This is a genomic window from Bradyrhizobium sp. Ken51, assembly GCF_055807435.1.
Window position 1 is genome coordinate 20,990 of sequence record NZ_JBVVPB010000010.1, and the last position, 24,051, is coordinate 45,040.

Here is a 24,051-nt window from a genome sequence, read left to right on the forward strand (position 1 = left end):
GCAACCACCGCTGGCGCCGGCCCGGCATTCGTTCGCACCGCGAAAGAGTGTCTGCCGGACAGCGCATATTCGCAGCCGGCCCGCTGCGGCGTATTTCATCCGCCAAGCCAGCCACTGCTGGCGCAGGTTCTGAAAGCCAACAACAGGAGCCCATCATGGGTGTCGAACAGAAGGTTGCCATCATCACCGGTGCTTCGCAGGGCATCGGTGCCGCCCTGGTCCAGGGTTTTCGCGATCGCAACTATCGTGTCGTCGCAACGGCACGCTCGATCAAGCCGTCGGCCGACGATGATGTCCTCGCCGTTCCCGGCGACATTTCCGAGCGGGCCACCGCCGAGCGCGTGGTCTCGCAAGCCATCTCCCGCTTTGGCCGTGTCGACACGCTGGTCAACAACGCCGGCATTTTCGTCGCAAAGCCGTTCACGCAGTACACGGCGGAGGACTATGCGGCGGTGATGGGCACCAACGTCGCGGGCTTCTTCCACGTCACGCAGCTTGCCATCGGCGAGATGGAGAAGCAGGGGTCCGGCCACGTTGTCCAGATCACAACCACGCTGGTTGACCAGGCCAATTCGAATGTGCCCTCGGTGCTGGCCTCGCTGAGCAAGGGTGGGTTGAGCGCCGCGACCAGGTCGCTCGCGATCGAATATGCCAAGCGCGGTATCCGCGTGAACGCGGTGTCGCCCGGCATCATCAAGTCGCCGATGCATCCCGTCGCGACACACGCCCAGCTCGATGCGCTGCATCCCGTCGGCCATATGGGCGAGATGTCCGACATCGTCGACGCCGTGCTCTATCTCGAGGGTGCCGCCTTCGTCACCGGCGAGATCCTGCATGTCGACGGCGGCCAGAGCGCCGGCCATTAGCCCAAGAGGAGAGACGACATGCCCATTGTCACCATTCAAGTGACTCGCGAAGGAACGACGCCGGGAACGGCCTCGCTCACGGCGGAGGAGAAGGCGGCGTTGATCAAGGGATCGAGCGAGCTCCTGCTCGACGTGCTCGGCAAGCCGCTCGATTCCACCTTTGTCGTGATCGAGGAAGTCGACCTCGAGAACTGGGGCTGGGGCGGCCTGCCTGTGCCGGAATTCCGGCGGCGCCGCGCCGCCCGGACAGGTTGATCCGCGCGCCATCGCGCGCGCAGGAGAATGAGATGGCCGAATTCAATGCAAATCCCAAGCACGATACCCGGCCGCAACGGCGGCCGGGAGCGGCATCACAAGCAGCTTCCCGGCAAACCTGGCGATATGCGGTGGCAGGATTATCCGCATCGCTGGTCGGACTTGGCCTCGCGCGCTTTTCGTACACGCCGCTGATCCCGGCCCTGATCGCCGCGAAATGGTTCGCTGCGTCAGACATCGTCTATCTCGGTGCTTCGAACCTGGCCGGCTATCTCGCCGGCGCGCTCGCGGCGCGGGCCGTGGCCGCGCGCATCGGCGCCGTCCGTGCCGTGCGGGCGATGATGTTGCTCGCCACTCTATCTTTTTTTGGCAGTTCAACCCCGGTGTCGTTCACCTGGTTCTTCGCCTGGCGCTTCCTGTCGGGGCTCACCGGTGGAATCATCATGGTGCTGGCGGCCTCCGTCATTCTGCCGCATATCTCGGCCGCGAGGCGCGGCATCGTCGGCGGGGTGATCTTTGCGGGCGTCGGGCTCGGTGTCGCCGCATCGGGCACGCTGGTGCCACTGCTGCTACAGCAAGGCTTGCAACAGAGTTGGTATGGCCTTGGCGTGCTCTCGGGCACGCTCACGCTGGTGAGCTGGTGGAACTGGCCTGCTGAAGTCAAAGCCGATACCGTGCCATCGTATCGCGCGAAGCACGACCACGCTTCGCCCGTTGGTCGCGGCTTGCTCGTCCAATACGGCCTCAACGCGGTGGCGCTGGTGCCGCACATGGTCTTCATCGTCGACTTTGTCGCGCGCGGCCTCGGCCAGGGTATCGCCGCGGGATCGCACTATTGGGTGCTCTATGGCCTTGGCGCAATCGTCGGCCCGCTGATCACCGGTCATCTCGGCGACCGCGCCGGGTTTGGGCCCGCGCTGCGCGCCGCCTTCCTGATCGAAGCGGCCGCCGTGCTGCTCCCGACGGTCAGTACCGCGCCTTTCTCGCTGATCGTGTCGAGCGTGGTGGTCGGCGGCTTCACACCCGGCATCGTACCGCTCGTGCTCGGACGCATCCATGAGCTGGTCCCACACTCCGCCGAGCAGCAGCGCACGACATGGAGCCATGCCACGACCAGCTTTGCGCTGTTCCAGGCGGCCGCGGCCTACGGCTTCTCCTGGATCTATGCGCAGACCGGCGGCGATTATCTCGGCCTGTTTGCGCTGGGCGGCGGCGCCGTGGTGCTCGCACTCGCGATTGATCTTGCGCTGCCGCTTACCACGCGCAAGGCATAGAACGCGGAGGTCGTCGCGATCAGGAATATTGCATCACGCCGTCGTCGATCCGGCCGAACCGCAATGAGACGATGTCGAGCGCGTAGTTCTGGTAGAGCCGCCACGGCTGCTTCGAGCCTTGCTTCGGCATCTTTGCGACCGAGCGCTGCACATAACCCGAGGTGAAATCGAGCGACGGCTGCACGGTAATCGTGGAATCGTCATTATGCGGCACGCACTGCCGGAAATTGTGCCGGTCCATGTAGTTGATGAGCCGACAGACATACTCGCAGGTCAGGTCGCATTTCAGCGTCCATGATGCGTTAGTGTAGCCGAAGGCAGAGGCCATGTTAGGTACGTCCGCATACATCATGCCCTTGTAGGTCAGCGTGTTGGCGAAATCGACGATACGGCCGTCGACACTGATTTCGAGACCGCCGACGACCTGGAGCACCAGTCCCGTCGCGGTCACGATGATGTCCGCCGCAAGCTCGCTGCCGTCCTTCAGCCGGATGCCGTCGCGCGTGAACGTGTCGATCTCTTTTGTGACCACGGACGCGCGCTGCTCGCGGATCGCCTTGAACAGATCGCCATCCGGCACGAGGCAGAGTCGCTGGTCCCAGGGATTGTAGCGCGGCGTAAAATGGGTCGCGACGTCGTAGTCGGGCCCGAGCGCCATCTGCACGCCCTTGAGAACCAGCTCCTTCACCTTCGCAGGACGGCGCCGACTGAGCTGGAAGAAGAACATCCCCCACATCACGTTGCGCCAGCGGATCAGGTGATAGGCAAGCCGCGTCGGCAGATTGCGCCGCAATTTGTTGGCGACGGGATCCTGCGCCGGGCGCGACACCACATAGGTCGGCGAGCGTTGGAGCATGGTGACCTGCGCGGCCGTCTTGGCGAGCTCCGGCACCAGAGTCACCGCGGTCGCGCCCGAGCCGATCACGACGACGCGCTTGCCGGCGCAGTCAATGTCGTCGGTCCATTTCTGCGGATGCACGATGCGGCCGGCGAAATCCGCCGCACCCTTGAACTCCGGCGTGTAGCCCGCCTCGTATTTGTAATAGCCCGAGCACATGAACAGGAAATTGCAGGTGAAGCGCACGGCTTCTGCCGCGCCCTGGCCGGTGATGCGCTCGGCCTCGACGGTCCAGCTCGCCTCACTCGTCGACCACGCCGCACGCTTGACGCGATGATGGAAGCGGATGTGCTTCTCGATGCCGTTCTCGGCCGCGGTTTCGCGAACGTAGTTGAGAATTTGCGCGCCGTCGGCGATCGCCTTCGGATCGGTCCAGGGCTTGAAGGAATAGCCCAGCGTGAACATGTCGCTGTCGGAGCGGACGCCGGGATAGCGAAACAGGTCCCAGGTCCCGCCGATGCAGGCGCGGCCCTCGAGGATGACATAGCTCTTGCCTGGACATTTCGTCTGCAGGTGGAAGCCCGCGCCGATGCCGGACAGGCCGGCACCGACGATCAGCACGTCGAAATGGTCTTGAGCCATTGTTTCCTCCGCAGCCGAGGATTGTCTGACCGGGATCGTCGCTCGTCAACTGGCAATCGGCCTGACACAACCGGGAGGAAACAGGTGCGTCGCGCTCAAAACAACAAAGCCCCGGATCGCTCCGGGGCTTTGCGTCGATAATGGATACGATCAGCGGATCAGTACCGGTAATGGTCCGACTTGTAAGGACCTTCCTGCTTGACGCCGATGTAGTCGGCCTGGTCCTTGCGCAGCTCGGTGAGCTTGACGCCGATCTTGGCGAGGTGCAGGCGCGCGACCTTTTCGTCGAGCGACTTCGGCAGCACGTAGACTTCCTTCTTGTACTTGCCGTCCTTGTTGTTGGCGAAAAGCTCGATCTGCGCCAGCGTCTGGTTGGTGAAGGAGGCCGACATCACGAAGGACGGATGGCCCATCGCGTTACCGAGGTTCACGAGGCGGCCTTCCGACAGCATGATGATGCGATGCTTGTCGGGGAATTCGATCTCGTCGACCTGCGGCTTGATGTTGGTCCACTTCAGGTTACGCAGACCCGCGATCTGGATCTCGTTGTCGAAGTGACCGATGTTGCAGACGATGGCGCGATCCTTCATCGCGCGCATGTGCTCGATCGTGATGATGTCCTTGTTGCCCGTCGCGGTGACGAAGATGTCGGCGCGGGGCGCGGCGTCTTCCATGGTCACGACTTCATAGCCTTCCATCGCCGCCTGCAGCGCGCAGATCGGATCGACTTCGGAGACCATGACGCGGCAGCCGGCCTGGCGCAGCGAGGCGGCCGAACCCTTGCCGACGTCGCCGAAGCCCGCAACCATCGCAATCTTGCCGGACATCATCACGTCGGTGCCACGGCGGATGCCGTCAACCAGCGATTCACGGCAGCCATAGAGGTTGTCGAACTTCGACTTGGTGACGCTGTCGTTGACGTTGATGGCCGGCCATAGCAGCGTGCCGGCCTTCTGCATGTCATAGAGACGATGCACGCCCGTGGTGGTCTCTTCGGAAACGCCCTTGATGCTCTTGGCGATCTCGGCGAAGTAGCCCTTCGGCTTCTCCTTGAGCTGCTTCTTCAGAAGCGCGAAGAATACTTCCTCTTCTTCTGAACCCGGATTGTCCAGAAACTTGGTGTCGCCGTTCTCGGCGCGCAGACCGAGATGGACGTACATGGTGGCGTCGCCGCCGTCGTCGAGGATCATGTTCGGGTGACCGCCGCCGTGCCAGTCGAACAGCTTGGCGGTGTAGTCCCAATACTCGGTAAGGCTCTCACCCTTGACGGCGAACACCGGAATGCCGGCGGCTGCGATTGCCGCCGCGGCGTGGTCCTGCGTCGAATAGATGTTGCAGGAGACCCAGCGGATGTCGGCGCCGAGCGCTGCCAGCGTCTCGATCAGCACGCCGGTCTGGATCGTCATGTGCAGCGAGCCGGCGATACGCGCGCCCTTCAGCGGCTGCTTCGGGCCGTACTCCTCGCGGGTGGCCATCAGGCCGGGCATCTCGGTCTCGGCGAGCGAGAGCTCCTTGCGGCCGAAATCGGCGAGCGAAATGTCCTTGACGATGTAATCGGTGAAGCCGGGCTTCGCGTTCATTGCGGGCGTCCTGTTGTTGAATTGGTCATTCCGGGTCGCCCTGGAGAGGCGAGCCCGGAATCTCGATACGATGGTAGAATTCCGGGTTCGCCGCTGTCGCGGCGTCCCGGGAATGACGTCGGCGATCAGACCGCGCGCTTGAGCGCTTCGACGAGATCGGTCTTCTCCCAGGAGAAACCGCCCTCGTTGTCGGGCGTGCGGCCGAAATGGCCGTAGGCGGAGGTGCGCGCGTAGATCGGGCGGTTGAGATCGAGATGGCTGCGGATGCCACGCGGGGTGAGATCCATCGCCTTGGCGGCGGCCTTCTCGAGCTGATCCTCCGACACCTTACCGGTGCCGTGGGTGTCGATGTAGATCGACAGCGGACGCGCCACACCGATGGCGTAGGCGAGCTGCAGCGTGCAGCGATCCGCAAGACCGGCCGCGACGATGTTCTTGGCGACGTAGCGGGCAGCGTAAGCCGCGGAGCGGTCGACCTTGGTCGGATCCTTGCCGGAGAACGCGCCGCCGCCGTGCGGGGCCGCACCACCGTAGGTGTCGACGATGATCTTGCGGCCGGTCAGGCCGGAATCGCCGTCGGGACCGCCGATGTAGAACTTGCCGGTCGGGTTGATGTGCCAGATCGTCTTCGCCGTGATCCAGTCCTTCGGCAGCGCCTCGCGCACATAGGGCTCGACGATGTCGCGAATCTGCTTGGACGAGATGTCCTCGACCAGATGCTGATGCGACACCACGATCTCGCGCACGCCAACGGGCTTGCCGTTCTCGTACTGCACGGTGACCTGGCTCTTGGAGTCCGGGCCCAGCACCTTCTCGCGGCCCGAGTGGCGCGCTTCGGAGATGAGGCGGAGGATCTTGTGGGCGTAGAAGATCGGCGCCGGCATCAGATCGGGCGTCTCGTTGGTGGCGTAGCCGAACATGATGCCCTGGTCGCCAGCGCCCTCTTCCTTGACTTCGCCCGGCTGCAGCGCATCGACGCCCTGCGCGATGTCGGCGGACTGCGGATGCAGCAGGATCTCGATATCGGCCTTTTGCCAGTGGAAACCTTCCTGCTCGTAGCCGATGTCCTTGATCGCGTCGCGGACGACGCCTTCGATCTGCTCGTTGGTGACGGATGCGGGACCGCGGGTCTCACCGGCGATTACGACTTTGTTGGTGGTCGCGAGGGTTTCGCAGGCGGCGCGAATTTGCCAGGGATCGATGCCGGCTTTCGGTCCTTCGCGGTAGAACAGATCGACGATCTCGTCGGAGATCCGGTCGCACACCTTGTCCGGATGGCCTTCGGACACGGACTCGCTGGTGAAGAGATAGGACGCGCGCATCAGTAACCCCTTGTTCCGCCGCTAGCTGGCGGGCGTTGCGATATTTAGCTTTGAATGATGTCAATCACGCCGGCGCGAGATGACGTAGGATTCGTCGAGAAACCAGAGCCCATTGTACTTTCGCAGCACGTCCCTGGCGGCATCCAGAGTGCGGCCGTTTTGAGTCATTTCCGTCAACCGGTCGTCCTCAATCTGAGCGACATACACCGCCGCATTCCAGGCTGCAAAGGCCGTCGAGGTTCCGATAGTGCCTGTCACCTCGTTGGGCAGCGCTTCCATATCATACCTGAAGATCGAGCGGTTATCTGCATAAGCATTAAAATTTAAGTCGCGGCCCACCGAGCCGAGCTCGTACTTCACCGCGCGCAATAGCTCATGACGGCTCACCGAGAAAGGATTTTCTCCAGGCCAGATCGCCTGGATCATCTCCATGCCCGGATCCTGGCCGTGGGAGTGAATTCCGATCAGGCGGCCGCCTGCCCGCAAGGCCCTCGCCAGGGGCGCAATGATCCGTTTCGCCCTGAAATTAACCGAAGACAGCGCGCGGTATGGCTGGGATGCAATAACGAGGTCGAAATTTGCTTCGGCCTGGCCCGGCCGTGGAATGGTCGAATCGAGCAGAAACCGCTGGTCTTCACGGTAAAGCACCAGCACGACGGGACGCTCATAGAGCGGCATCCCGGTGCGGGGGCTGACCGCCGCGCGCCAGTTTTGCTCCAAAAACGGCTTCAATTCCGTAATTTGCGTCTCGAACTCGCCCGAGGAAGCACCCCGCAAGGGAACCTCGTGCCAGACGGTCGCGGCGGCTGCCGCGGGCGATGCCGGCGTGAGCCAGGGCGCCTCCGCGTAGAGCATGTTGGTAAAAACGAACACCGAGGCCGGATGCTCGAAAATGCGATCCGGCACCTTGTCCAGGGTCAGGCGGAGGTCCTCGAGACTGAGCTCCTTGCCGGCGACATAAAACGGCATGTGCGGAAAGCGCTGATGCATCGAGCGGAGCACGCGCGCCAGCACCGTGCCGTCGCCAACGCCGGCATCGAACACGCGCAGCGCCGGTGGCCGGGGATGAATGCTGGCAAGCTCCAGCGCCACGCGCTCGGCGACCACCCGCTTCTCGCTGCAAGTGTGGACGAACAGCAGGTATTTCTGGCGATTCTCGAAAAAGCGGAAATTGCCACGCGGATCGCGCTTTTCGGGCGGCACCTGAAGTCCGCGCGGGGGCGGCACGCCGCCGGCCATCGATGCGGCCATGTAGGCCTGGATCCGGTCCAGAGTATCGATCGTGATGCGCTTGCCCTCGCGCAGGCGGTGCACGAGCTTCCCATCGTTCACCGCGCGCCGGCCGAACGTCGACTCCGCCATGTCCGCCTTACGGCAGAACTCGGTGATTTGGCTCAGGATTTCGTCATTCTTCATGAAGTGGGACGCAGTGGGCAAAAGGGTTGGGTAATGCCTCCTAGCAAAATCTGCCCACTGAGGGAATAGGGATACATCCACCTGGTTTGCCGTGTGGACAATAGCGAGGCCGTGAACCCCCACGCGCTGCCGGGCAACAAACAGACGCCTCTCCTCAACGGGACCACCGCCAATGCGTCGCCTGCTCGTCGCGCTCTTCGTGCTCGCCGCAACCCTGTGGTCGGCATCCGCTTTTGCGCAGGCGCGCAACCAGCTCGGGCCGCTCTGCACCACCGACACCACGCCGGCCGACCAGATGATCGACGCCTGCACCAAGATCATTGCGCTGAAGGTGTTCAAAGGCGAGCAGCTCGCGACGGTCTACTTCTGGCGCGCGGTAGGCTGGAACAAGAAGGGCGATTACCCGAAGGTCATCACCGACGCCACGGAAGCGATCCGGCTCCAGCCGAGCCAGGCGGCCTATAATCTCAGGGGATCGGCCTACTACGACAGAGGCGAGTACGAGATTGCGATCGCCGATTTCGACAACGCGCTGAAGCTAGGCCCGCCGAGCGCTACCATCTTCCACAATCGCGGCAATGCCTGGCGCGGCAAGGGCGACTTCGCCAAGGCCATTGCCGATTACGATATGTCGATCAAAGCTGATCCCAGATCGGCGTTCTCGTTCCAGAACCGCGGCATCGCGAAGGAGGCACTTGGCGATCTCGACGGCGCGCTGGCCGACATCAACCAGGCGATCCGGCTCGACCCGACGCTGCCGCAGCCGCTGATCAACCGGACCGCGATCTGGCGTGTCAGAGGCGATTACGATCGCGCGATTGCCGACGGCAGCGAAGCGATCCGGCTCGCGAAAGAGAAGCCGCCAGTCAATATCATGACGCCGCCGAACAGCGTTCTGGTCTCGGGCTACGCCCATCGCGCGCTGGCCTATGAGGCGAAAGGCGACTACGCGCACGCGAGGGACGACTACAAGGCGACGCTGGCGATCGTGGCTTCCGATGCCGGCAGCAAGGCCAATCAGGCCACTGCAAAGGTGCGGCTGTCGCTGGTCACCGACGCTAGCGTGCCGATCCCGCGCGATGCGCCGTCACCGACGACGGAGCCCGCGCAGGCACCGGCTCCCCAGCAGACGGGTGCCGCGTCGCCCCCCTCGCCTGCTCCAGCTGCGCGCGGCACGCGCATGGCGCTGATCATCGGCAATGGCGCCTATGCGCATGTAAAGGCCCTGCCGAATCCCCCCAATGACGCTCGCGCCGTTGCGAAGAGCCTGCGCAACATCGGCTTCACCGTGTCAGAAGGCGTCGACCTCGACCGCGCGGCGATGCAGAAGATGACGCGTGACTTCTTGCGGGAGGCGGCGCGAGCACAGGTCGTGGTGGTCTACTATGCCGGCCACGGTGTGCAGGTCGACGGCCGCAACTATCTCATTCCCGTCGACGTCGAACTCAAGCCGGGCGCGAGGATGACGGAGGCGATGATCGACATGGACACGATCATGGCCGGCCTCGACGACCAGGTCCGCACCAATATTTTGATCTTCGATGCCTGCCGCAACAATCCGATGGCACAGCAGGTCGCATCGGCCGGCACCAGCCGCACCATCGAAGCTGCCTCAGGCCTCGCGGCGCCAACGAGTCTCGGAGCCGGTGCGACGCTCGGCGCCGGCACGCTGATCGCCTTCGCCACTGCACCGGGCCAGGTCGCGCTCGACGGCGAGGGTGCCAACTCGCCGTTCTCCGCCGCGCTCTCCCGCCATCTCGGCACGCCGGGCCTGGAAGTGCAGCAGATGCTGACGCGGGTGCGGGCCGAGGTGGTGTCGACCACGAAGAACAAGCAGGTGCCGTGGTCGAACTCGTCGCTGCTGGGCGAGGTCTATCTGGCGGAGAAGTGAGGGGCGTGTCTGCTGCGGTGAGGCGAAGCGTCGTGCTCATACTCAGTGTCGTCCCGGCGAAGGCCGGGACCGATAACCACAGGACGTAGTTTGGCGAAGACTCGGAGTTGCCGCCTTGGCGTCACAACATCTCCCTTGGGGTATGGGTCCCGGCCTTCGCCGGGACGACACCGAGGGTGTTGCACCGGTTAACCGTCACTCACGAGACGGGCTGCGTAGAGCTCAATTGCCCCACACTTCCTTTGCGATCTCGACGGCGAGGCTGAGCTTGGCCCACTGCTCCTCTTCGGAGAGGACGTTGCCTTCCTCCGTCGACGCAAAACCGCACTGCGGGGAGAGGGCGAGCTGCTCCAGCGGGGCGAACTTGGCGGCTTCCTCGAGACGGCGCTTGATCGCGTCCTTGTTCTCGAGCTCACCGAACTTCGAGGTGATGACGCCGACCACGACGACCTTGTTGCCCTTGGGCAGGAAGCGCAGCGGCTCGAAGCCACCGGCACGGTCGCTGTCGTACTCGAGGAAATAGCCGTCGTAATTGGTGCCGGCGAGCATGGTCTCGGCAACCGGCTCGTAGCCGCCTGACGAAATCCAGGTCGAACGGAAATTGCCGCGGCAGACATGCGTCGTCACCACCATGTCGGCGGGCTTCTCGGCCAGCGCGTAGTTGATGACGCGCGCATAGATCTGCTGGAGGCCCTCGGGATTGTCGCCCCGCTCCCGCGCCTTCTGCAATTCGTCCGGCGAGCAGAGATAGGCCCACACGGTGTCGTCGAATTGGAGATAGCGGCAGCCGGCGTCGTAGAACGCCTTCACGGCCTTGCGGTAGGTCTTGCCGAGGTCCTCGTAGAAGGCGTCGAGATCGGGATAGACGTCCTTGGAGATCGCCTTGCGGCCACCGCGGAAGTGCAGCACCGCCGGCGAAGGGATCGTCATCTTGGCGGTGACGTGGGCCTGGTCGGCGACCTTCTTCAGGAAGCGGAAGTGATCCAGCATCGGGTGGTCATCGGGGAAATCGAGCTTGCCGATCACCCGCACCGCGTCATGCCGCGTCTCGACGCCCGCGAACTGGATGCCCGTGTCGGGGTGGAACATTTCGCAGCCGGTGAGCTTGGCCAGGAAGTCGAAATGCCACCAGGAGCGGCGGAATTCGCCGTCGGTCGCGAGCTTCAGGCCGAGCGAGGCCTGCTTATGCACGACCTTCTCGATCTCCATGTCCTCGATCTTGCGCAGATCGTCGGCCGAGATCTCGCCCTTCTCCAGCCTGGCGCGGGCTTCCTTGATCTTGGCGGGACGCAGGAGGCTGCCGACCTCGTCGGCGCGGAAGGGGGCTTTGGTTCGCTGCATTTCTTACTCCCAGTTATTTTTAATGGGCCGCCGCCCCTGCGACGCCGAGGTGGCGCTCGAGGACCGACGGGTCGGCCTTCAGCGCGGCGCTCGGAGCGTCGTGGACGATCGTTCCGCGCTCCAATATCACAACACGGTCGGCCAGCCCCAGAATCTTTTGGGCATTCTGCTCGACGATGATCGAGCAGATGCCGCCCGCCCGCGTGATGGTCCCGATCGCTTTCAAGAGCTCCTCGACGATGATGGGGGCGAGGCCCTCGGTCGGCTCGTCCAGGAGAAGCACTTTCGGATTGAGGGTCAGCGCGCGGCCGATCGCCAGCATCTGCTGCTCGCCGCCGGAGAGCTGGTTGCCGAAATTGCTACGCCGCTCCTTCAGCCGCGGGAACATCTCGTAAACCCTCTCGACGGTCCAGGGGCCGGGCTGGGCCACTGCGGACATGTTCTCCTCCACCGTGAGAGAGCGGAAGATGTTGCGCTCCTGCGGCACCCAGCCGATCCCGGCGCGCGCCCGCTGGTCCGGCCGCAAGGTCGTGACGTCGGTACCACCCAGCCCGACAGTGCCGGAGAAGCGACGGGTGACGCCGACGATGGAGTTGATCAGCGTGGTCTTGCCGGTGCCGTTGCGCCCCAACAGCGCCAGCACCTGACCTTCGGCTAGACGCAGCGACATGTTAGGCAGCACCATGGCCTCGCCGTAGCCGGCTCGAAGCGAGTCGATCGCGAGCAGGTCAGACATTGACCGCCTCCTCGCCGAGATAGACCGCCTTGACCTGCGGGTCGCGCGCAACCTGCTCGGGCGGGCCTTCGGTGAGCAGCGCGCCGGAGACCAGGACAGAGATGCGGTCGGCGAAGGAGAACACGAGGTCCATGTCGTGCTCGATCAGCAGCACGGTGACGTCGCGCGGCAGGCTGCCTACCACGGCGAGAATGTCGTGGCGCTCGCTCTCGGGCACGCCGGCGGCGGGCTCGTCCAGCAGCAGCACGCGCGGCTTGGCGGCGATCGCGACCGCGATCTCGAGCAGGCGCTGCTTGCCGTAAGGCAGCGTTACGGTCTGTTCGTTCATGACGTCGAGCAGGTGGAAGCGCGTCAGGAGGTCGGCGATCTCGCCGTTGACGTCGCTGCGCGTACCCATCCGCCGCCACCAGTCGCCGCCATGGCCGAGGCGCTCTGAGACAGCGAGACCGATGGTCTCGAGCGGGGTCAGGTCGGGATAGAGCTGGTTGATCTGGAAGGTGCGCGACAAGCCGCGCAACACGCGCTTGTGCACGGGCAGATCCGTGATGTCCTGGCCTTCGAGCAGGATGCGGCCCGAGTTCGGCTTGAGCACGCCGGTGAGCTGGTTGATGACCGTGGTCTTGCCGGCGCCGTTCGGGCCGATCAGCGCGTGACGGGCGCCTTGTTCGATTTTTAGCGACAAGTCGCGAGTGACACGCAGACCGCCAAACTGCTTTTCGAGACTTTGGGTTTCGAGCGCGATGGTCATGCGTCGCTCTCCGGCACGGCGACGACGGCCTTGCGCCCGGCTATCTGCCTGATGACCAGATTGGGCACATACAACATCCAGCGATGCAGTCGCTGCCGGCCGATAAGGACGATCACGACGAGCACGAGGCCGATCCAGAACTGCCAGTATTGCGGGGTGATGGTCGAGAACAATTCCTGCAGCATACGAAACAGCACTGCGCCGATCAGCCCGCCGTAGAGATAGCCGGTGCCGCCGATCACGAGCACCAGCATCAGGTCCGCCGAGCGCTCGAAGGAGAACACATCGAGCGAGGCGATCGCGGTGGTCTGGGTGAACAGCGCGCCTGCGATGCCGGCATAGAACGCTGCGAGCGTGTAGATCGCAATCAAGCGGCGGTTGACGGGGATGCCGATAGCGGCCGCGCGCAGCGGGTTGTTCTTGATCGCGCGCAATGACAGTCCGAACGGCGAATGCACGACGCGGCGGGCGAACAGGAACAACAAGAACAGAACGGCGAGCGAATAGAAGAAGCCGGTCTTGCCGAACATATCGAATGGGATCTCACCGAAGATCGGCTGCATCTCGATACCCTGCAGGCCGTCGGTGCCGCCGGTGATGTTGGAGAAGCGTTCGGCCAGCGCCTCGAGCAACAACGCGATGCCGAGCGTCACCATCAGCCGCGTCAGGTCGACGCCGCGGATCACGAGGAAGCTGGTGGCGAAGCCGAGCACCATCGCGACAAGGCCGGCGACGACAAGCGCAAGCACGGGTTCGTTGATGATTCCGTGCAGCGCAAGAAGCCCCGCCGCGTAGGCGCCGACGCCGAAGAAGGCGGCATGGCCGAGCGAGACGATGCCAGCGTAGCCGAGGATCAGATCGAGCGACATCGCAAACAGCGCGAGCCGCAGGATGTCCGTCATGATCAAATAACGCGTGGGAAATACGAAGCCGCAGGCCAGCACGATCAGCCAGAAAGCGGCCTCGCCATAATGCCAGCGGGCCTTGCGCTGGGCGTGATAGCCGACGTCGGAGGAGACGCTCATCGGCGAACTCAACGCGCGGCCGTGCGGCCGAACAGACCGTTCGGGCGCCAGATCAGGATCACGATCATCATGGTGTAGATCACGAAAGGCCCCATCTTCGGGACGTAATATTTGCCAGCGACGTCGCCGATGCCGAGCAGCAGCGAGGCCAGAAACGGGCCGGTGATCGAGGACGAGCCGCCCACGGTGACCACGATCAGGAAGTAGATCATGAATTTCAGCGGAAAGTACGGGTCGAGGCCGAGGATTTCGGCACTCAGCGCGCCGCCGAGACCGGCCAGGCCGCAACCAAAGGCAAATGTGAAAGCGAACACCTGCGGCACGTTGATGCCGAGGCCGCTCGCGGCGCGGGGATCGTCGACCGCGGCGCGCAGACGGCTGCCGAACCGCGTCTTGGCCAGCACCATCTGGAGACCAATGGTGAGCAGCCCGCAGATCACGATGATCATCAGGCGGTAGCGGCCGATGCCGACTCCGAACACGTCGAACTGGCCCTGGAGCGCTGCCGGCAAGTTGATGAAGACCCGCGAGGAGCCCTGGATGTAGTCGACGGCCGCGACCGACATGAACGTGAGGCCGATCGTGAACAGCACCTGATCGAGATGGCTGCGCGCATAGAGGTGTCGGTACAGCGTGCGCTCGAGCACGATGCCGATCGCAGCAGAGGAGACGAAGGCAAGCGGCAATGCAGCGAAGAATGGCCAGCCCATCCGGTTGACCAGCACCATGCAGACATAGCCGCCGGCCATGGCGAAGGCGCCATGGGCGAGGTTGACGAAGTTCATCAAGCCGAGCGTGACCGCGAGCCCGCAAGCCAGCACGAACAGCAGCATGCCGTAGGCAACGCCATCGAACAGGTTGGTGAGGATTGAGGTCATCGTCTCAGCTTGGAGTTATCGTCATGGCCGGGCTTGTCCCGGCCATCCACGTTCTTGGTTCGGCTCTCGCGTCGTTGCCCGGGTCAAGCCCGGTCATGACGAGAGTGGCGGGCGAGATCCCCGATGCGCGCTCGGGGATGACGCGCTTTCGCGCGTTACTTCTTAGTCTTGCCGAGATCCTTGACGGCCTCGAAGGTCGCGAACTCGACGTTATAGAGCTCGCCGTCGACCTTCTCGACCTTCCGGATGTAGATGTTCTGCACGATGTCGCGGGTCTCGGGGTCGATCGAGATCGGCCCGCGCGGGCTCTCCCACTTCTGGCCCTTCATGGCTTCGACCAGCTTGGTGCCGTCGGTGTCGCCATTGGTCTTCTTCAACGCTTCGTAGATCAGGTGAATGCCATCATAGCCGCTCACTGCCATGAAGCCCGGCCGGTTTCCGTACGCCTTCTTGTAGGCCGCGACGAAATCCTTGTTCATCTGCGAGGGATGCGCCGCCGAATAGAGGTGCGCGGTGACCGTGCCCAGCACGGCGTCGCCCATGTTGTTGAGGAGATCGTCGTCGGTCACGTCGCCCGGTCCGATCACCTTAATGCCGGCCTTGTCGAGCCCGCGCTCGGCATACTGCTTCATGAAGTTGCCGCCCTGGCCGGCCGGCACGAACACGAAGATCGCCTCAGGCTTGGCATCCTTCATACGCTGGAGGAACGGTGCGAAATCCGGATTGGCAAGCGGCGTCTTCACCTCTTCGACCACCTCGCCGCCACCGGCGGTGAAGTTCTGCTTGAAGAAGTTGAGCGCGTCATTGCCCGGCGCGTAGTCCGAGGTCAGCGTCGCCACCTTCTTGATGCCGTTTTTCACCGCCCAGTCGGCGATGATGGTGGAGGATTGCGCCAGGGTGAAGCTGGTGCGCACAATATAGGGCGAGCGCTCGGTGATGATGGAGGTGCCGGCCGCCATCACGACTTCCGGGATCTTGGCTTGCGTGGCCAGCGGCGCCGCCGCGAGCGCGGCCGGCGTCACGCCGAAGCCGGCGATGAAATGGACCTTGTCGTTGACGATCAGCTCCTGCGCGGCGGTCTTGGTTTTGTCCGGAATCGCAGCATCGTCCTTGAGGATGATCTCGATTTTCTTGCCGGCGACGGTGTCGCCCTTCTGCTGCATGTAGAGCTTGATCGCGTTCTCGATCTGCTTGCCGGTCGAGGCCTGGCCGCCGGTCATCGGCAGGATCAGGCCGACCTTGACGCTGTCCTCAGCCCTGGCCGGAGCGATGGCCGCAAGGCCCGCGATGGCGGTAGCTGCAGCGGCCCAAATAGTCGTACGAGACAGTTGTTTGCGTTCGAACATCAGATGTCCCTCCCCTTCATTCCTGATCTCTTGTGCGCCGGACCGAGTGCCCGGTCCTTAGGTTTAGCTCACGCACGCGTGATGTCGCGCGCCACATGGCGTCTTTCGCGCCCTTATTGTCAATCGGACGTTTGGCGACCATTCGGCGCAAGCCGAGCGTTCCGATTGTCGACGGCAGAAGCGATATCGGGTCACGTCCGGGTAACCTCGGCATCGTGACTACGATCACCTTCATTTGTACGATTGTACAAACAAAATGGACCTGTCAACGAAAAAGCTTCATCTCCAATCAAGCCACTTTGTCGCGAGCTCTTGCAGCAGTCTAGAAACGCAGCCAGCCGAGGGGATGGAGGATTTCGTCTTTTGTTTGCAGAATTTGCACATCGGCCAAGGCTCGGGGTCGACATATTCCGGTAGCACGTTACCTACCTCGAATAAGTCTATTTTACCTGTTGAAGGCTACTCTCCCGGTGCCAGCCTGACTTGGCGTCCAACACGACTGATCGCGCGCGCCCCCGTACAATGCCCAGATTCTTCCGTTCCCTCCTGATCCTCCTCGCGCTCTCCGCGGGCCTGTCCGGCTGCGGCACCGTCAACGAAAAGCTCTCGTCCGGCATGGGCGACTACGTCCCGCAATGGGCCGGCGGCTTGCCGGCGGACGCCCCGCCGCGGGCGGGCACGCCACAATACGATGCCTACATGAAGGAGCGCGAGCGCAAGCGGCTGATGCCGGCAGCGGATCGCGAAAAGGAAGAGCAGGCGCAGAAGGGCGCAACGGGCTCGGCCTCCGGCACCGCGGTGCGTTAAGTCGTGCCCTCTCGCCGCTTGCGGCGAGAGGTGGGCCAAATCAATCCACGAACACCACGGTCTTGCGGCCATTGAGGATGACGCGGTCGTTGAGATGGTAGCGAATCGCGCGCGCCAGCACGCGGCGCTCGATATCGCGGCCCTTTCGGACGAGATCCTCGGGGGTATCGCGGTGGCTGATGCGCTCGACGTCCTGGTCGATGATCGGGCCCTCGTCGAGGTCGCGCGTGACGTAATGCGCGGTGGCGCCGATCAGCTTGACGCCACGCTCATGGGCCTGGTGATAGGGTTTTGCGCCCTTGAAACCCGGCAGGAATGAGTGGTGGATGTTGATGCAGCGTCCCGACAGATTTGCCGAGAGATCGTCCGACAATATCTGCATATAGCGGGCAAGCACGACGAGATCCGTCCCGGTCTTGGCGACGAGGTCGAGGATCTGCGCCTCCTGATCGCGCTTGGTCTCTTTCGTAACAGGCAGATAGTGGAATGGAACCCCGCCGAAATCGAGCCCGTCATAGACCTCGCGCGGATGATTGGAGACGATTGCGGCCAAAGTCATCGGCAGCTCGCCGGTGCGCCAGCGATAGAGGATGTCGACCAGGCAGTGGTCGGACTTCGATACCAGCAGCATCACCTTGCGAAGCGCGGCGCGATCTCGCATCTGCCATTCCATGCCGAAACGCTCGGCGATCGCGGCAAAGCCGGTCTGGAGCGCCGACAGCTCCACGGCGAGATCGGCGGCGGTGAACACCACCCGCATGAAGAACTTGTTGGTCTCGATGTCGTCGAACTGCTGGGCGTCGAGAATGTTCTGTCCGTTATGGGCCAGGAAAGTCGACACCGCCGAGACGATGCCGGGACGATCCGGACAGGACAGGGTCAGGACATATTGATGATCTGGCATGGGCCTTGATGAAGGTTTGGGCAACGGCTGCGGAACGATCCGCGATCGCGCCCTGCTCTATCACCGACCCCACCCTTGCGCCAATCCCGACGGTGGAGTCAGGATGAACGCACCATTGCTTTGACTGACCGGAGTAGGCTCATGGCCGACCGTTTGAACGGCACCCGCATCCTGATCCTCGAAACGCGCGAGGAGGCGCAGTTTTCGAAGCTGCTGGCCGAGCAAGGCGCCGAGGTCGTGCAATGCCCGATGTTCACCATACAGGATGCACCGGACCCCGCCCCGGTCGAGGTCTGGATCCGCCGTGCCATCGACAAGCCCTTCGACGATCTCGTGCTGATGACCGGCGAAGGACTGCGGCGGATCATGAAGCTCGCCGTCGCGCGAGGGCTCGATCAGGCCCTCGTGGCGACGCTTGCCGGATCGCGGAAATTCACCCGTGGCCCGAAGCCCGGCAAGGCACTGCGCGAAGTCGGGCTCGAGGCGCAGCAGACCACGGAGAAGCCGACCACCGAGGGCGTGATCGAGATGTTGGGCAATCTCGACCTGAAGGGGCATCGCCTCGGCCTCCAGCTCTATCCCGACAAGGATCACAGCGCGCTGACCGATGCGCTGTCGGCGCAAGGGGCCGAGGTCGATAGCGTGCTGCCCTATGCCTACGATTCCAAGGCGGCGGATGCCAACATCGTCACCGCCATCGACGACATGGCCGAAGGGCGGATCGATTCCATCGCGCTGACCAATCTCGGGCAGGTCCGCCGGCTGATCGAAGCCGCGAAAGCCCACGGCAGCGAGGCGAAGCTGCGCGCAGGTCTCGAGCGGACGCTGATCGCGTCGGTAGGACCGGCGGTCTCGGGCGAGCTCACCGCGCATGGTTTGCGCACGGACGTCTCGCCGGCCGACGAAGCCTATTTCATGCGGCCCCTGATCTCGGCCATGGCGACGGCGCTCGCGGAGCGGAAGCAAGCTCCTGCGCGTTGATCGCGCGTCGTCGGCGAGCATGGCACTATGCGGCAGCGCCGATTGACACCGGGATCGCCGGGGTTACCCTGCGAGAAGAAAACGAATAACAAAGGGCAGAGAATCGCCGTGAAACCAGTAGTCGGATCTTGAGCACGACCATACGTCTTTCCGCGCTCGCGCCATTCCGCATCCGCAACTATCGCTTTCAATGGCCGTCCGATCTGCTCACCTCCTGGGCATTCGAGATCGAGACGCTGGTGCTCGGCTGGTACATCATGGTCGAGACCGGCTCGGTGCTGCTACTCACCGTGCTTGCGTCGCTCCAGTTCGTCGGGACGTTGGTGGCGCCGGTGTTCGGCATGGTCGGCGACCGCATGGGTCATCGCGATCTCCTGGTCGCGATGCGTCTTGCCTATATGGTGCTCGCGTCGACCATCATGATTCTGGCGCTGACCGGTCACCTGACGCCGCTAAGCGTCATGATCATCGTCGCAATCATGGGCCTGATTCGACCCTCGGACCTCGGCGTTCGCGGCGCGCTGCTCGCCGAGATCATGCCGACCGAGCAACTGGTGGGCGCCATCAGCGTTGCGCGCACGACCCAGGACAGCGCGCGCATCGCCGGCGCGTTGACGGGCGCCGGGCTGTTTGCCGTCCTCGGCATTGGCCTCGTTTACGTGGTGATCGTCTGCCTCTATCTCGCGGCCGCGCTGCTCATGCTCTGCCTGACCCGGCCGGAAAGGACCATTGCCACAACTCATCTTCCGGCGGACAGTCGCGCCGTTTCGAGATTGCTGGTCGATTTGAAGGAAGGGATCGTCTACGCCTGGAATGGCGCGGGAATGCGCGCGGCGCTGTGCGTCGCCTTCCTCGCCAACCTGACCGCATTTCCTTTCACCGGCGGATTGCTGCCCTACATCGCGCGGGATATCTTTCATACCGACCAAACCGGCCTCGGTTATCTCTCGGCGAGCTTCGCCGTCGGCTCCCTGATCGGCTCCATCACGCTCAGCCTCGTCAGCGGATTGCGCATTGCCCGGCTCCTGATCGGCGCGACGCTGGCCTGGTACGCCATGCTGCTGGTGTTCGTCGAGATCAGGACGATGCCGGCGGCGATGGCCTGCCTCGTGCTCGCCGGCATCGCCCAGAGCATGTCGATGATATCAGCTGCCGTCATCCTGATGCGGACGGCCAGCGCACACCTTCGCGGCCGCGTCATGGGCGTGCGCATGATGGTGATCTACGGCCTGCCGCTCGGATTGCTCGCGGCCGGCAGCCTGATCGACATCATCGGCTATTCCGCGACGGGGTCGCTCTATGCTGTATCGGGGTTCATCGCAATGATGGCGATCGCGGTGCGCTGGCGCGCTGACCTCTGGCCGGTGCACGCCCCCGCCAATGGACGCTAATCCCCGTACCCGCGCAATCGCTCGATATCGAGGATGGTGACGCCGCCATATTCCAGCCGGAGCAAGCCTTCTTTCTCCAGCCGGTTCAGCGCGCGGTTGGCATTCTGGCGGGACATGCCGGAAAGCGCGCCGATCTCTTCCTGGGTGATCTCCAGATGCGCGGTCGATTCCGGATAGAGGATCGGATTGAACAGCGAGGCGATGCTGCGGGCAAGCCGCGCGGTGGCATCCAGCGTACGGTTGACTTCGAGCATGCCGATGAACTGGCCGAGCCGCTCGTTGAGCTGGCGCACCAGGAAGCGGTTGAAGCCGACGCTGTTCTCGAACAGCCACATGAAGGCGCTACGTTCCATCAGTGCGACACGGCTGTTGCGCAGCGCGACCACATCATAGCGGCGCGGCTCGTTCTTGAGCACGCTGCCTTCGCCGAACCAGGCGCCTGCCGTCAGCCCGGCAAGACTCGTCTCCTTGCCGTCGCGCGAGACCCCGCCCATCCGGGCAAGGCCGAAGACCATGCCGGCCCAATAGTCGAACGTGTCGCCGCGCATGAAGACGGTCTCGCCGGTGCCGTAGGACCGCTCCGTTATCCCGGCGCGAGCGACCTCGATCTCCGCTTGCGTGAGCTCGCGCGACCAGGCAGCGACGCGCTTCAGTTGATCTTCTGAAATCATGATCCCGAAGCCAGCCGCACCGTGCGTCACTCCTTATTCTGCTGCAATGCAGCATGATCTTTCCGACCACCATCCGACGAAAGATGGAGGATGCTCCCATCCAAAAACTTTGTCGCAGAATTGTCAGCCGGGAGACATTTCAAAATAGCGCTTTCCCCTATTGAGGACCACCTCGGGCGATGCGGCTTTTGATCCCAAACGGGAACGAGAGCGGCGCGGCTCCGGTCGAGACCATCTGCTGCATGGCCTCACCGGCACGGCCGTACTAGGATCGCCCTATAGAACGGACGAAGAGCGCCACTGAATGCGCCATCACCGGGAGGGTTCTGTTTGGTGGCTACCAGTCTTGAAGTGCGCGGCGTGTCCTTGCGATTCGGCGGCGTTCGTGCGCTGACTGATGTCGGCTTCGCCATCAGGGAAGGCGAGCTGTTCTCGATCATCGGCCCCAACGGCGCGGGCAAGACGTCGATCGTGAACTGTATTTCCGGCCGCTACAAGCCGACCGAAGGCCAGCTGTTCTACCAGGGCCGCGACATCACTGGCCTGACGCCCAACGCGCGGGCGTCGCTCGGCATCGGCCGCACCTTCCAGAACCTGGCGCTGTTCCACCACATGAGCGTGCTCGACAACATCATGGTCGGCCGCCATCACCTCCTGAAGAACAATTTCCTCACGGGCTCGCTGTACTGGCTCACCGGCGCGCGCAAGGAAGAGCTCGAGCATCGCCGCAAGGTCGAGGAAATCATCGACTTCCTCGATCTCCAGTCGGTGCGAAAGGCGCAAGCCGGCACCCTCTCCTATGGCCTGCGCAAGCGCGTGGAGCTCGCGCGCGCCATGGCGCTGGAGCCGCGCCTCATACTCCTCGACGAGCCGATGGCCGGCATGAATTTCGAGGAGAAGGAGGATATGGCCCGCTACATCGTCGATCTCAACGAGGAGTTCGGCATGACCGTGGTGATGATCGAGCACGATATGGGCGTGGTGATGGACATCTCCCACCGCGTCATGGTGCTGGATTTCGGCCGCAAGATCGCCGAGGGCGACCCGGCCGCCGTGCTCGCCGATCCCCACGTCAGGCGCGCCTATCTCGGCGAAGAGGACGAGGTGCTGGTCGATCCTGACGATGCTCCGCCGGCGCAGGAGAGCGCGGCATGATGGATTACGCAGGCCGCGTCGCGCAGGCCGACACCTATCCGAAGATGCTCCGGCTCAATGCGAAGGAGTACGGCAACGAGATTGCGCTGCGCGAGAAGGACCTTGGGCTGTGGCGCCCGTTCACCTGGAACGCCTACCAGAGGCGGGTGCGCGATTTCGCGCTCGGCCTCGTCGAACTGGGCCTTGGGCGCCAAGACGTCATAGGCATCATCGGCGACAACCGGCCGGACTGGGTCGCGGCGGAAATCGCCACTCATGCGGTTGGAGGCTTGAGCCTCGGGCTCTATCGCGACGTGCTCGACGAAGAAGCCTCGTATCTCCTCAATTATGGCGAGGCGCAGCTCGTTTTCGCCGAGGACGAGGAGCAGGTCGACAAGCTGCTCACGCTCGCCGACCGCGTCCCAAAGCTGAAGCACATCATCTATTCCGATCCACGCGGCATGCGGAAATACGATGATCCGCGTTTGATGTCGGCGGAGACGTTTGCCGAACTCGGGCGGGCGCGGGCGACGCGCGAACCGGAGCTTTACGACCGGCTGGTGGACGCGACCAAGGGCGAGGACGTCGCGATCCTCTGCACGACGTCTGGCACCACCTCGCATCCAAAGCTCGCGATGCTCGCCGCCGGCCGCGTGCTCGGCCATTGCGCGACGTATCTGGCTTTCGACCCGAAGGGGCCGGACGACGAATACGTCTCGGTGCTGCCGCTGCCCTGGATCATGGAACAGGTCTATGTACTTGGCAAAGGCCTCTTGTGCCGGATGAAGATCAACTTTGTCGAAGAGCCCGAGACCATGATGAGCGATCTGCGCGAGATCGCACCGACGTTTGTCCTGTTTGCACCGCGCGTGTGGGAATCGATCGCCGCCGACGTCCGCGCCAGGGTGATGGACGCAACGCCTTTCAAGCAAAGCCTGTTCGACATCGGCATGAGGAGCGGGCTTGCCGCGCTCGAACAGGGCCAGCGTTCCGGCTTTGCCGACGCGATCCTGTTCCGCGCGTTGCGCGACCGCCTCGGCTTCACCCGCCTGCGTTCAGCTGCAACCGGCGGCGCGGCACTCGGGCCCGAGACATTCAAGTTCTTCCAGGCGATGGGCGTGCCGCTGCGCACGCTCTACGGCCAGACCGAGCTGCTGGGGGCCTACACGCTGCATCCCGCGGGCAAGGTCGATCCCGACACCACCGGCGTGCCGATGGCCGACAGCGTCGAAATCCGCATCGACAATGCCGATGTTCACGGTGTCGGCGAGATCGTGGTGCGGCATCCCCACATGTTCCTCGGCTATTACAAGAACCCGGAGGCGAGCGTCGCCGACGTCAGGGACGGCTGGATGCTGTCCGGCGACGCTGGCTATTTCAACGCGAACCGCCAGCTCGTGGTCATCGACCGCATCAAGGATCTCGCCGAGACCTCGCGCGGCGAGCGCTTTTCGCCGCAGTTCATCGAGAACAAGCTGAAGTTCTCGCCCTATATCGCGGAAGCCGTGGTGCTTGGCGCAGGCCGCGACGCGCTCGCGGCGATGATCTGCATCCGCTACTCGATCATCTCCAAATGGGCGGAGAAGAACCGGCTCTCGTTCACGACCTACAGCGATCTCGCCTCGCGGCCCGAGGTCTATGCGCTGCTCAAGAAGGAAGTCGAGACCGTCAACGCCACTCTGCCGCAGGCACAGCGCATCTCGCGCTTCCTGCTGCTCTACAAGGAGCTCGACGCCGACGACGGCGAGCTTACCCGCACGCGGAAAGTGCGCCGCAGCGTCATCAACGAAAAATACGAAGGCATCATCGACGCGATCTACCGCGGCCAGGCCGACATCCCCGTGGACACTGTGATCCGGTTCCAGGACGGCACCACACAGCGCGTACGAACAACGCTGAGGGTCGTGGATCTGGGTGGACCGGGCCAGCTCGCGGAGGCCGCGGAGTGAGCACGCTTTCAAACGGGCGTACGCTGCCAGTCGATACACCCTTCTCCCCGCAAGCG

Annotated in this window: 21 protein-coding genes; 9 read left to right on the plus strand and 12 right to left on the minus strand. The window is 63.6% G+C overall.

What is annotated here, in order from left to right:
- Positions 1 to 155: 155 nt before the first annotated feature.
- Genes AC0L27_RS18255 through AC0L27_RS18265 form a run of 3 tightly spaced genes read left to right on the plus strand, consistent with a single transcriptional unit; the run spans position 156 to position 2,395 of the window.
- On the plus strand, positions 156 to 866 hold the full coding sequence (locus AC0L27_RS18255) for an SDR family NAD(P)-dependent oxidoreductase (RefSeq protein WP_473308897.1): 711 nt from the start codon (positions 156 to 158) through the stop codon (positions 864 to 866).
- Between the two features lie 18 nt (positions 867 to 884).
- Positions 885 to 1,121: a tautomerase family protein gene (locus tag AC0L27_RS18260; protein WP_106946322.1), complete on the plus strand. Its 237-nt coding sequence runs from the start codon at positions 885 to 887 to the stop codon at positions 1,119 to 1,121.
- A gap of 32 nt (positions 1,122 to 1,153) precedes the next feature.
- Positions 1,154 to 2,395, plus strand: a complete 1,242-nt coding sequence (locus AC0L27_RS18265; protein ID WP_473319902.1) for a YbfB/YjiJ family MFS transporter — start codon at positions 1,154 to 1,156, stop codon at positions 2,393 to 2,395.
- A 19-nt stretch (positions 2,396 to 2,414) separates the two neighbouring features.
- On the opposite strand, the gene AC0L27_RS18270 is transcribed toward AC0L27_RS18265, so the two are convergent.
- The 4 genes from AC0L27_RS18270 to AC0L27_RS18285 all read right to left on the minus strand — a co-directional run bounded on the left by AC0L27_RS18270 (position 2,415) and on the right by AC0L27_RS18285 (position 8,193).
- A complete protein-coding gene (locus tag AC0L27_RS18270) occupies positions 2,415 to 3,875 on the minus strand; it encodes a flavin-containing monooxygenase (RefSeq protein WP_473319904.1) in 1,461 nt (486 codons plus the stop codon).
- Positions 3,876 to 4,033: 158 nt separating this feature from the next.
- The gene (gene ahcY, locus AC0L27_RS18275) at positions 4,034 to 5,455 is read right to left on the minus strand and encodes an adenosylhomocysteinase (RefSeq protein WP_473308894.1); all 1,422 of its coding nucleotides are present in this window, start codon (positions 5,453 to 5,455) and stop codon (positions 4,034 to 4,036) included.
- A gap of 125 nt (positions 5,456 to 5,580) precedes the next feature.
- A complete protein-coding gene (gene metK, locus AC0L27_RS18280) occupies positions 5,581 to 6,777 on the minus strand; it encodes a methionine adenosyltransferase (RefSeq protein WP_354057977.1) in 1,197 nt (398 codons plus the stop codon).
- 60 nt (positions 6,778 to 6,837) lie between these two features.
- Entirely contained in the window at positions 6,838 to 8,193 is a 1,356-nt protein-coding gene (locus AC0L27_RS18285; protein ID WP_275170196.1) for a hypothetical protein, read from the minus strand.
- A gap of 172 nt (positions 8,194 to 8,365) precedes the next feature.
- Between AC0L27_RS18285 and AC0L27_RS18290 the strand changes: the two genes are divergently transcribed.
- Complete coding sequence (locus AC0L27_RS18290) at positions 8,366 to 10,084, plus strand: caspase family protein (protein WP_473308893.1); 1,719 nt, start codon at positions 8,366 to 8,368, stop codon at positions 10,082 to 10,084.
- A 222-nt stretch (positions 10,085 to 10,306) separates the two neighbouring features.
- Here AC0L27_RS18290 and AC0L27_RS18295 read toward each other — a convergent pair whose 3' ends face one another.
- The 6 genes from AC0L27_RS18295 to AC0L27_RS18320 form a co-directional block, all read right to left on the minus strand.
- Positions 10,307 to 11,425, minus strand: a complete 1,119-nt coding sequence (locus tag AC0L27_RS18295) for a cobalamin-independent methionine synthase II family protein (RefSeq protein ID WP_275169917.1) — start codon at positions 11,423 to 11,425, stop codon at positions 10,307 to 10,309.
- A gap of 19 nt (positions 11,426 to 11,444) precedes the next feature.
- On the minus strand, positions 11,445 to 12,161 hold the full coding sequence (locus AC0L27_RS18300) for an ABC transporter ATP-binding protein (protein ID WP_473319905.1): 717 nt from the start codon (positions 12,159 to 12,161) through the stop codon (positions 11,445 to 11,447).
- Complete coding sequence (locus AC0L27_RS18305; RefSeq protein ID WP_473308632.1) at positions 12,154 to 12,909, minus strand: ABC transporter ATP-binding protein; 756 nt, start codon at positions 12,907 to 12,909, stop codon at positions 12,154 to 12,156. Before AC0L27_RS18305 ends, AC0L27_RS18300 begins: the two co-directional genes overlap by 8 nt.
- Positions 12,906 to 13,934, minus strand: a complete 1,029-nt coding sequence (locus tag AC0L27_RS18310) for a branched-chain amino acid ABC transporter permease (RefSeq protein ID WP_473308631.1) — start codon at positions 13,932 to 13,934, stop codon at positions 12,906 to 12,908. The genes AC0L27_RS18305 and AC0L27_RS18310 overlap by 4 nt, the downstream gene beginning before the upstream one ends.
- 8 nt (positions 13,935 to 13,942) lie before the next feature.
- Positions 13,943 to 14,812, minus strand: a complete 870-nt coding sequence (locus tag AC0L27_RS18315; RefSeq protein ID WP_007612509.1) for a branched-chain amino acid ABC transporter permease — start codon at positions 14,810 to 14,812, stop codon at positions 13,943 to 13,945.
- Between the two features lie 155 nt (positions 14,813 to 14,967).
- Entirely contained in the window at positions 14,968 to 16,158 is a 1,191-nt protein-coding gene (locus AC0L27_RS18320) for an ABC transporter substrate-binding protein (RefSeq protein ID WP_473319906.1), read from the minus strand.
- 522 nt (positions 16,159 to 16,680) lie between these two features.
- On the opposite strand from AC0L27_RS18320, the gene AC0L27_RS18325 reads away from it, so the two are divergent.
- On the plus strand, positions 16,681 to 16,965 hold the full coding sequence (locus AC0L27_RS18325) for a hypothetical protein (protein ID WP_354057963.1): 285 nt from the start codon (positions 16,681 to 16,683) through the stop codon (positions 16,963 to 16,965).
- Between the two features lie 40 nt (positions 16,966 to 17,005).
- Here AC0L27_RS18325 and purU read toward each other — a convergent pair whose 3' ends face one another.
- Positions 17,006 to 17,869, minus strand: a complete 864-nt coding sequence (gene purU, locus AC0L27_RS18330; protein WP_275170195.1) for a formyltetrahydrofolate deformylase — start codon at positions 17,867 to 17,869, stop codon at positions 17,006 to 17,008.
- Between the two features lie 141 nt (positions 17,870 to 18,010).
- On the opposite strand from purU, the gene AC0L27_RS18335 reads away from it, so the two are divergent.
- Together AC0L27_RS18335 and AC0L27_RS18340 are read left to right on the plus strand one after the other, a co-directional pair.
- On the plus strand, positions 18,011 to 18,850 hold the full coding sequence (locus AC0L27_RS18335) for a uroporphyrinogen-III synthase (protein WP_473319908.1): 840 nt from the start codon (positions 18,011 to 18,013) through the stop codon (positions 18,848 to 18,850).
- A 128-nt stretch (positions 18,851 to 18,978) separates the two neighbouring features.
- Positions 18,979 to 20,241: an MFS transporter gene (locus AC0L27_RS18340; protein WP_473319909.1), complete on the plus strand. Its 1,263-nt coding sequence runs from the start codon at positions 18,979 to 18,981 to the stop codon at positions 20,239 to 20,241.
- Here the strand turns inward: AC0L27_RS18340 and AC0L27_RS18345 are convergent.
- A complete protein-coding gene (locus AC0L27_RS18345; RefSeq protein WP_106946375.1) occupies positions 20,238 to 20,912 on the minus strand; it encodes a Crp/Fnr family transcriptional regulator in 675 nt (224 codons plus the stop codon). The genes AC0L27_RS18340 and AC0L27_RS18345 overlap by 4 nt on opposite strands.
- A 333-nt stretch (positions 20,913 to 21,245) precedes the next feature.
- On the opposite strand from AC0L27_RS18345, the gene AC0L27_RS18350 reads away from it, so the two are divergent.
- Positions 21,246 to 22,067 carry an ABC transporter ATP-binding protein gene (locus tag AC0L27_RS18350; protein ID WP_027519023.1) on the plus strand — a complete coding sequence of 274 codons (822 nt, stop codon included), beginning with the start codon at positions 21,246 to 21,248 and terminating at the stop codon, positions 22,065 to 22,067.
- Positions 22,064 to 23,995 carry an AMP-binding protein gene (locus AC0L27_RS18355; RefSeq protein WP_473319911.1) on the plus strand — a complete coding sequence of 644 codons (1,932 nt, stop codon included), beginning with the start codon at positions 22,064 to 22,066 and terminating at the stop codon, positions 23,993 to 23,995. Before AC0L27_RS18350 ends, AC0L27_RS18355 begins: the two co-directional genes overlap by 4 nt.
- Positions 23,996 to 24,051 lie beyond the last annotated feature (56 nt).

Excerpts from the sequence above, each read along its gene's own strand:
- metK (WP_354057977.1), bottom strand. The coding sequence starts at position 6,777 with ATGCGCGCGTCCTATCTCTTCACCAGCGAGTCCGTGTCCGAAGGCCAT.
- AC0L27_RS18310 (WP_473308631.1), bottom strand. The coding sequence starts at position 13,934 with ATGAGCGTCTCCTCCGACGTCGGCTATCACGCCCAGCGCAAGGCCCGC.
- AC0L27_RS18300 (WP_473319905.1), bottom strand. The coding sequence starts at position 12,161 with ATGTCTGACCTGCTCGCGATCGACTCGCTTCGAGCCGGCTACGGCGAG.
- AC0L27_RS18305 (WP_473308632.1), bottom strand. The coding sequence starts at position 12,909 with ATGACCATCGCGCTCGAAACCCAAAGTCTCGAAAAGCAGTTTGGCGGT.
- AC0L27_RS18285 (WP_275170196.1), bottom strand. The coding sequence starts at position 8,193 with ATGAAGAATGACGAAATCCTGAGCCAAATCACCGAGTTCTGCCGTAAG.
- AC0L27_RS18295 (WP_275169917.1), bottom strand. The coding sequence starts at position 11,425 with ATGCAGCGAACCAAAGCCCCCTTCCGCGCCGACGAGGTCGGCAGCCTC.
- AC0L27_RS18355 (WP_473319911.1), top strand. The coding sequence starts at position 22,064 with ATGATGGATTACGCAGGCCGCGTCGCGCAGGCCGACACCTATCCGAAG.
- AC0L27_RS18290 (WP_473308893.1), top strand. The coding sequence starts at position 8,366 with ATGCGTCGCCTGCTCGTCGCGCTCTTCGTGCTCGCCGCAACCCTGTGG.
- AC0L27_RS18265 (WP_473319902.1), top strand. The coding sequence starts at position 1,154 with ATGGCCGAATTCAATGCAAATCCCAAGCACGATACCCGGCCGCAACGG.
- AC0L27_RS18335 (WP_473319908.1), top strand. The coding sequence starts at position 18,011 with ATGGCCGACCGTTTGAACGGCACCCGCATCCTGATCCTCGAAACGCGC.
- AC0L27_RS18325 (WP_354057963.1), top strand. The coding sequence starts at position 16,681 with ATGCCCAGATTCTTCCGTTCCCTCCTGATCCTCCTCGCGCTCTCCGCG.
- AC0L27_RS18320 (WP_473319906.1), bottom strand. The coding sequence starts at position 16,158 with ATGTTCGAACGCAAACAACTGTCTCGTACGACTATTTGGGCCGCTGCA.
- AC0L27_RS18345 (WP_106946375.1), bottom strand. The coding sequence starts at position 20,912 with ATGATTTCAGAAGATCAACTGAAGCGCGTCGCTGCCTGGTCGCGCGAG.
- AC0L27_RS18270 (WP_473319904.1), bottom strand. The coding sequence starts at position 3,875 with ATGGCTCAAGACCATTTCGACGTGCTGATCGTCGGTGCCGGCCTGTCC.
- AC0L27_RS18255 (WP_473308897.1), top strand. The coding sequence starts at position 156 with ATGGGTGTCGAACAGAAGGTTGCCATCATCACCGGTGCTTCGCAGGGC.
- AC0L27_RS18315 (WP_007612509.1), bottom strand. The coding sequence starts at position 14,812 with ATGACCTCAATCCTCACCAACCTGTTCGATGGCGTTGCCTACGGCATG.
- AC0L27_RS18260 (WP_106946322.1), top strand. The coding sequence starts at position 885 with ATGCCCATTGTCACCATTCAAGTGACTCGCGAAGGAACGACGCCGGGA.
- ahcY (WP_473308894.1), bottom strand. The coding sequence starts at position 5,455 with ATGAACGCGAAGCCCGGCTTCACCGATTACATCGTCAAGGACATTTCG.
- purU (WP_275170195.1), bottom strand. The coding sequence starts at position 17,869 with ATGCCAGATCATCAATATGTCCTGACCCTGTCCTGTCCGGATCGTCCC.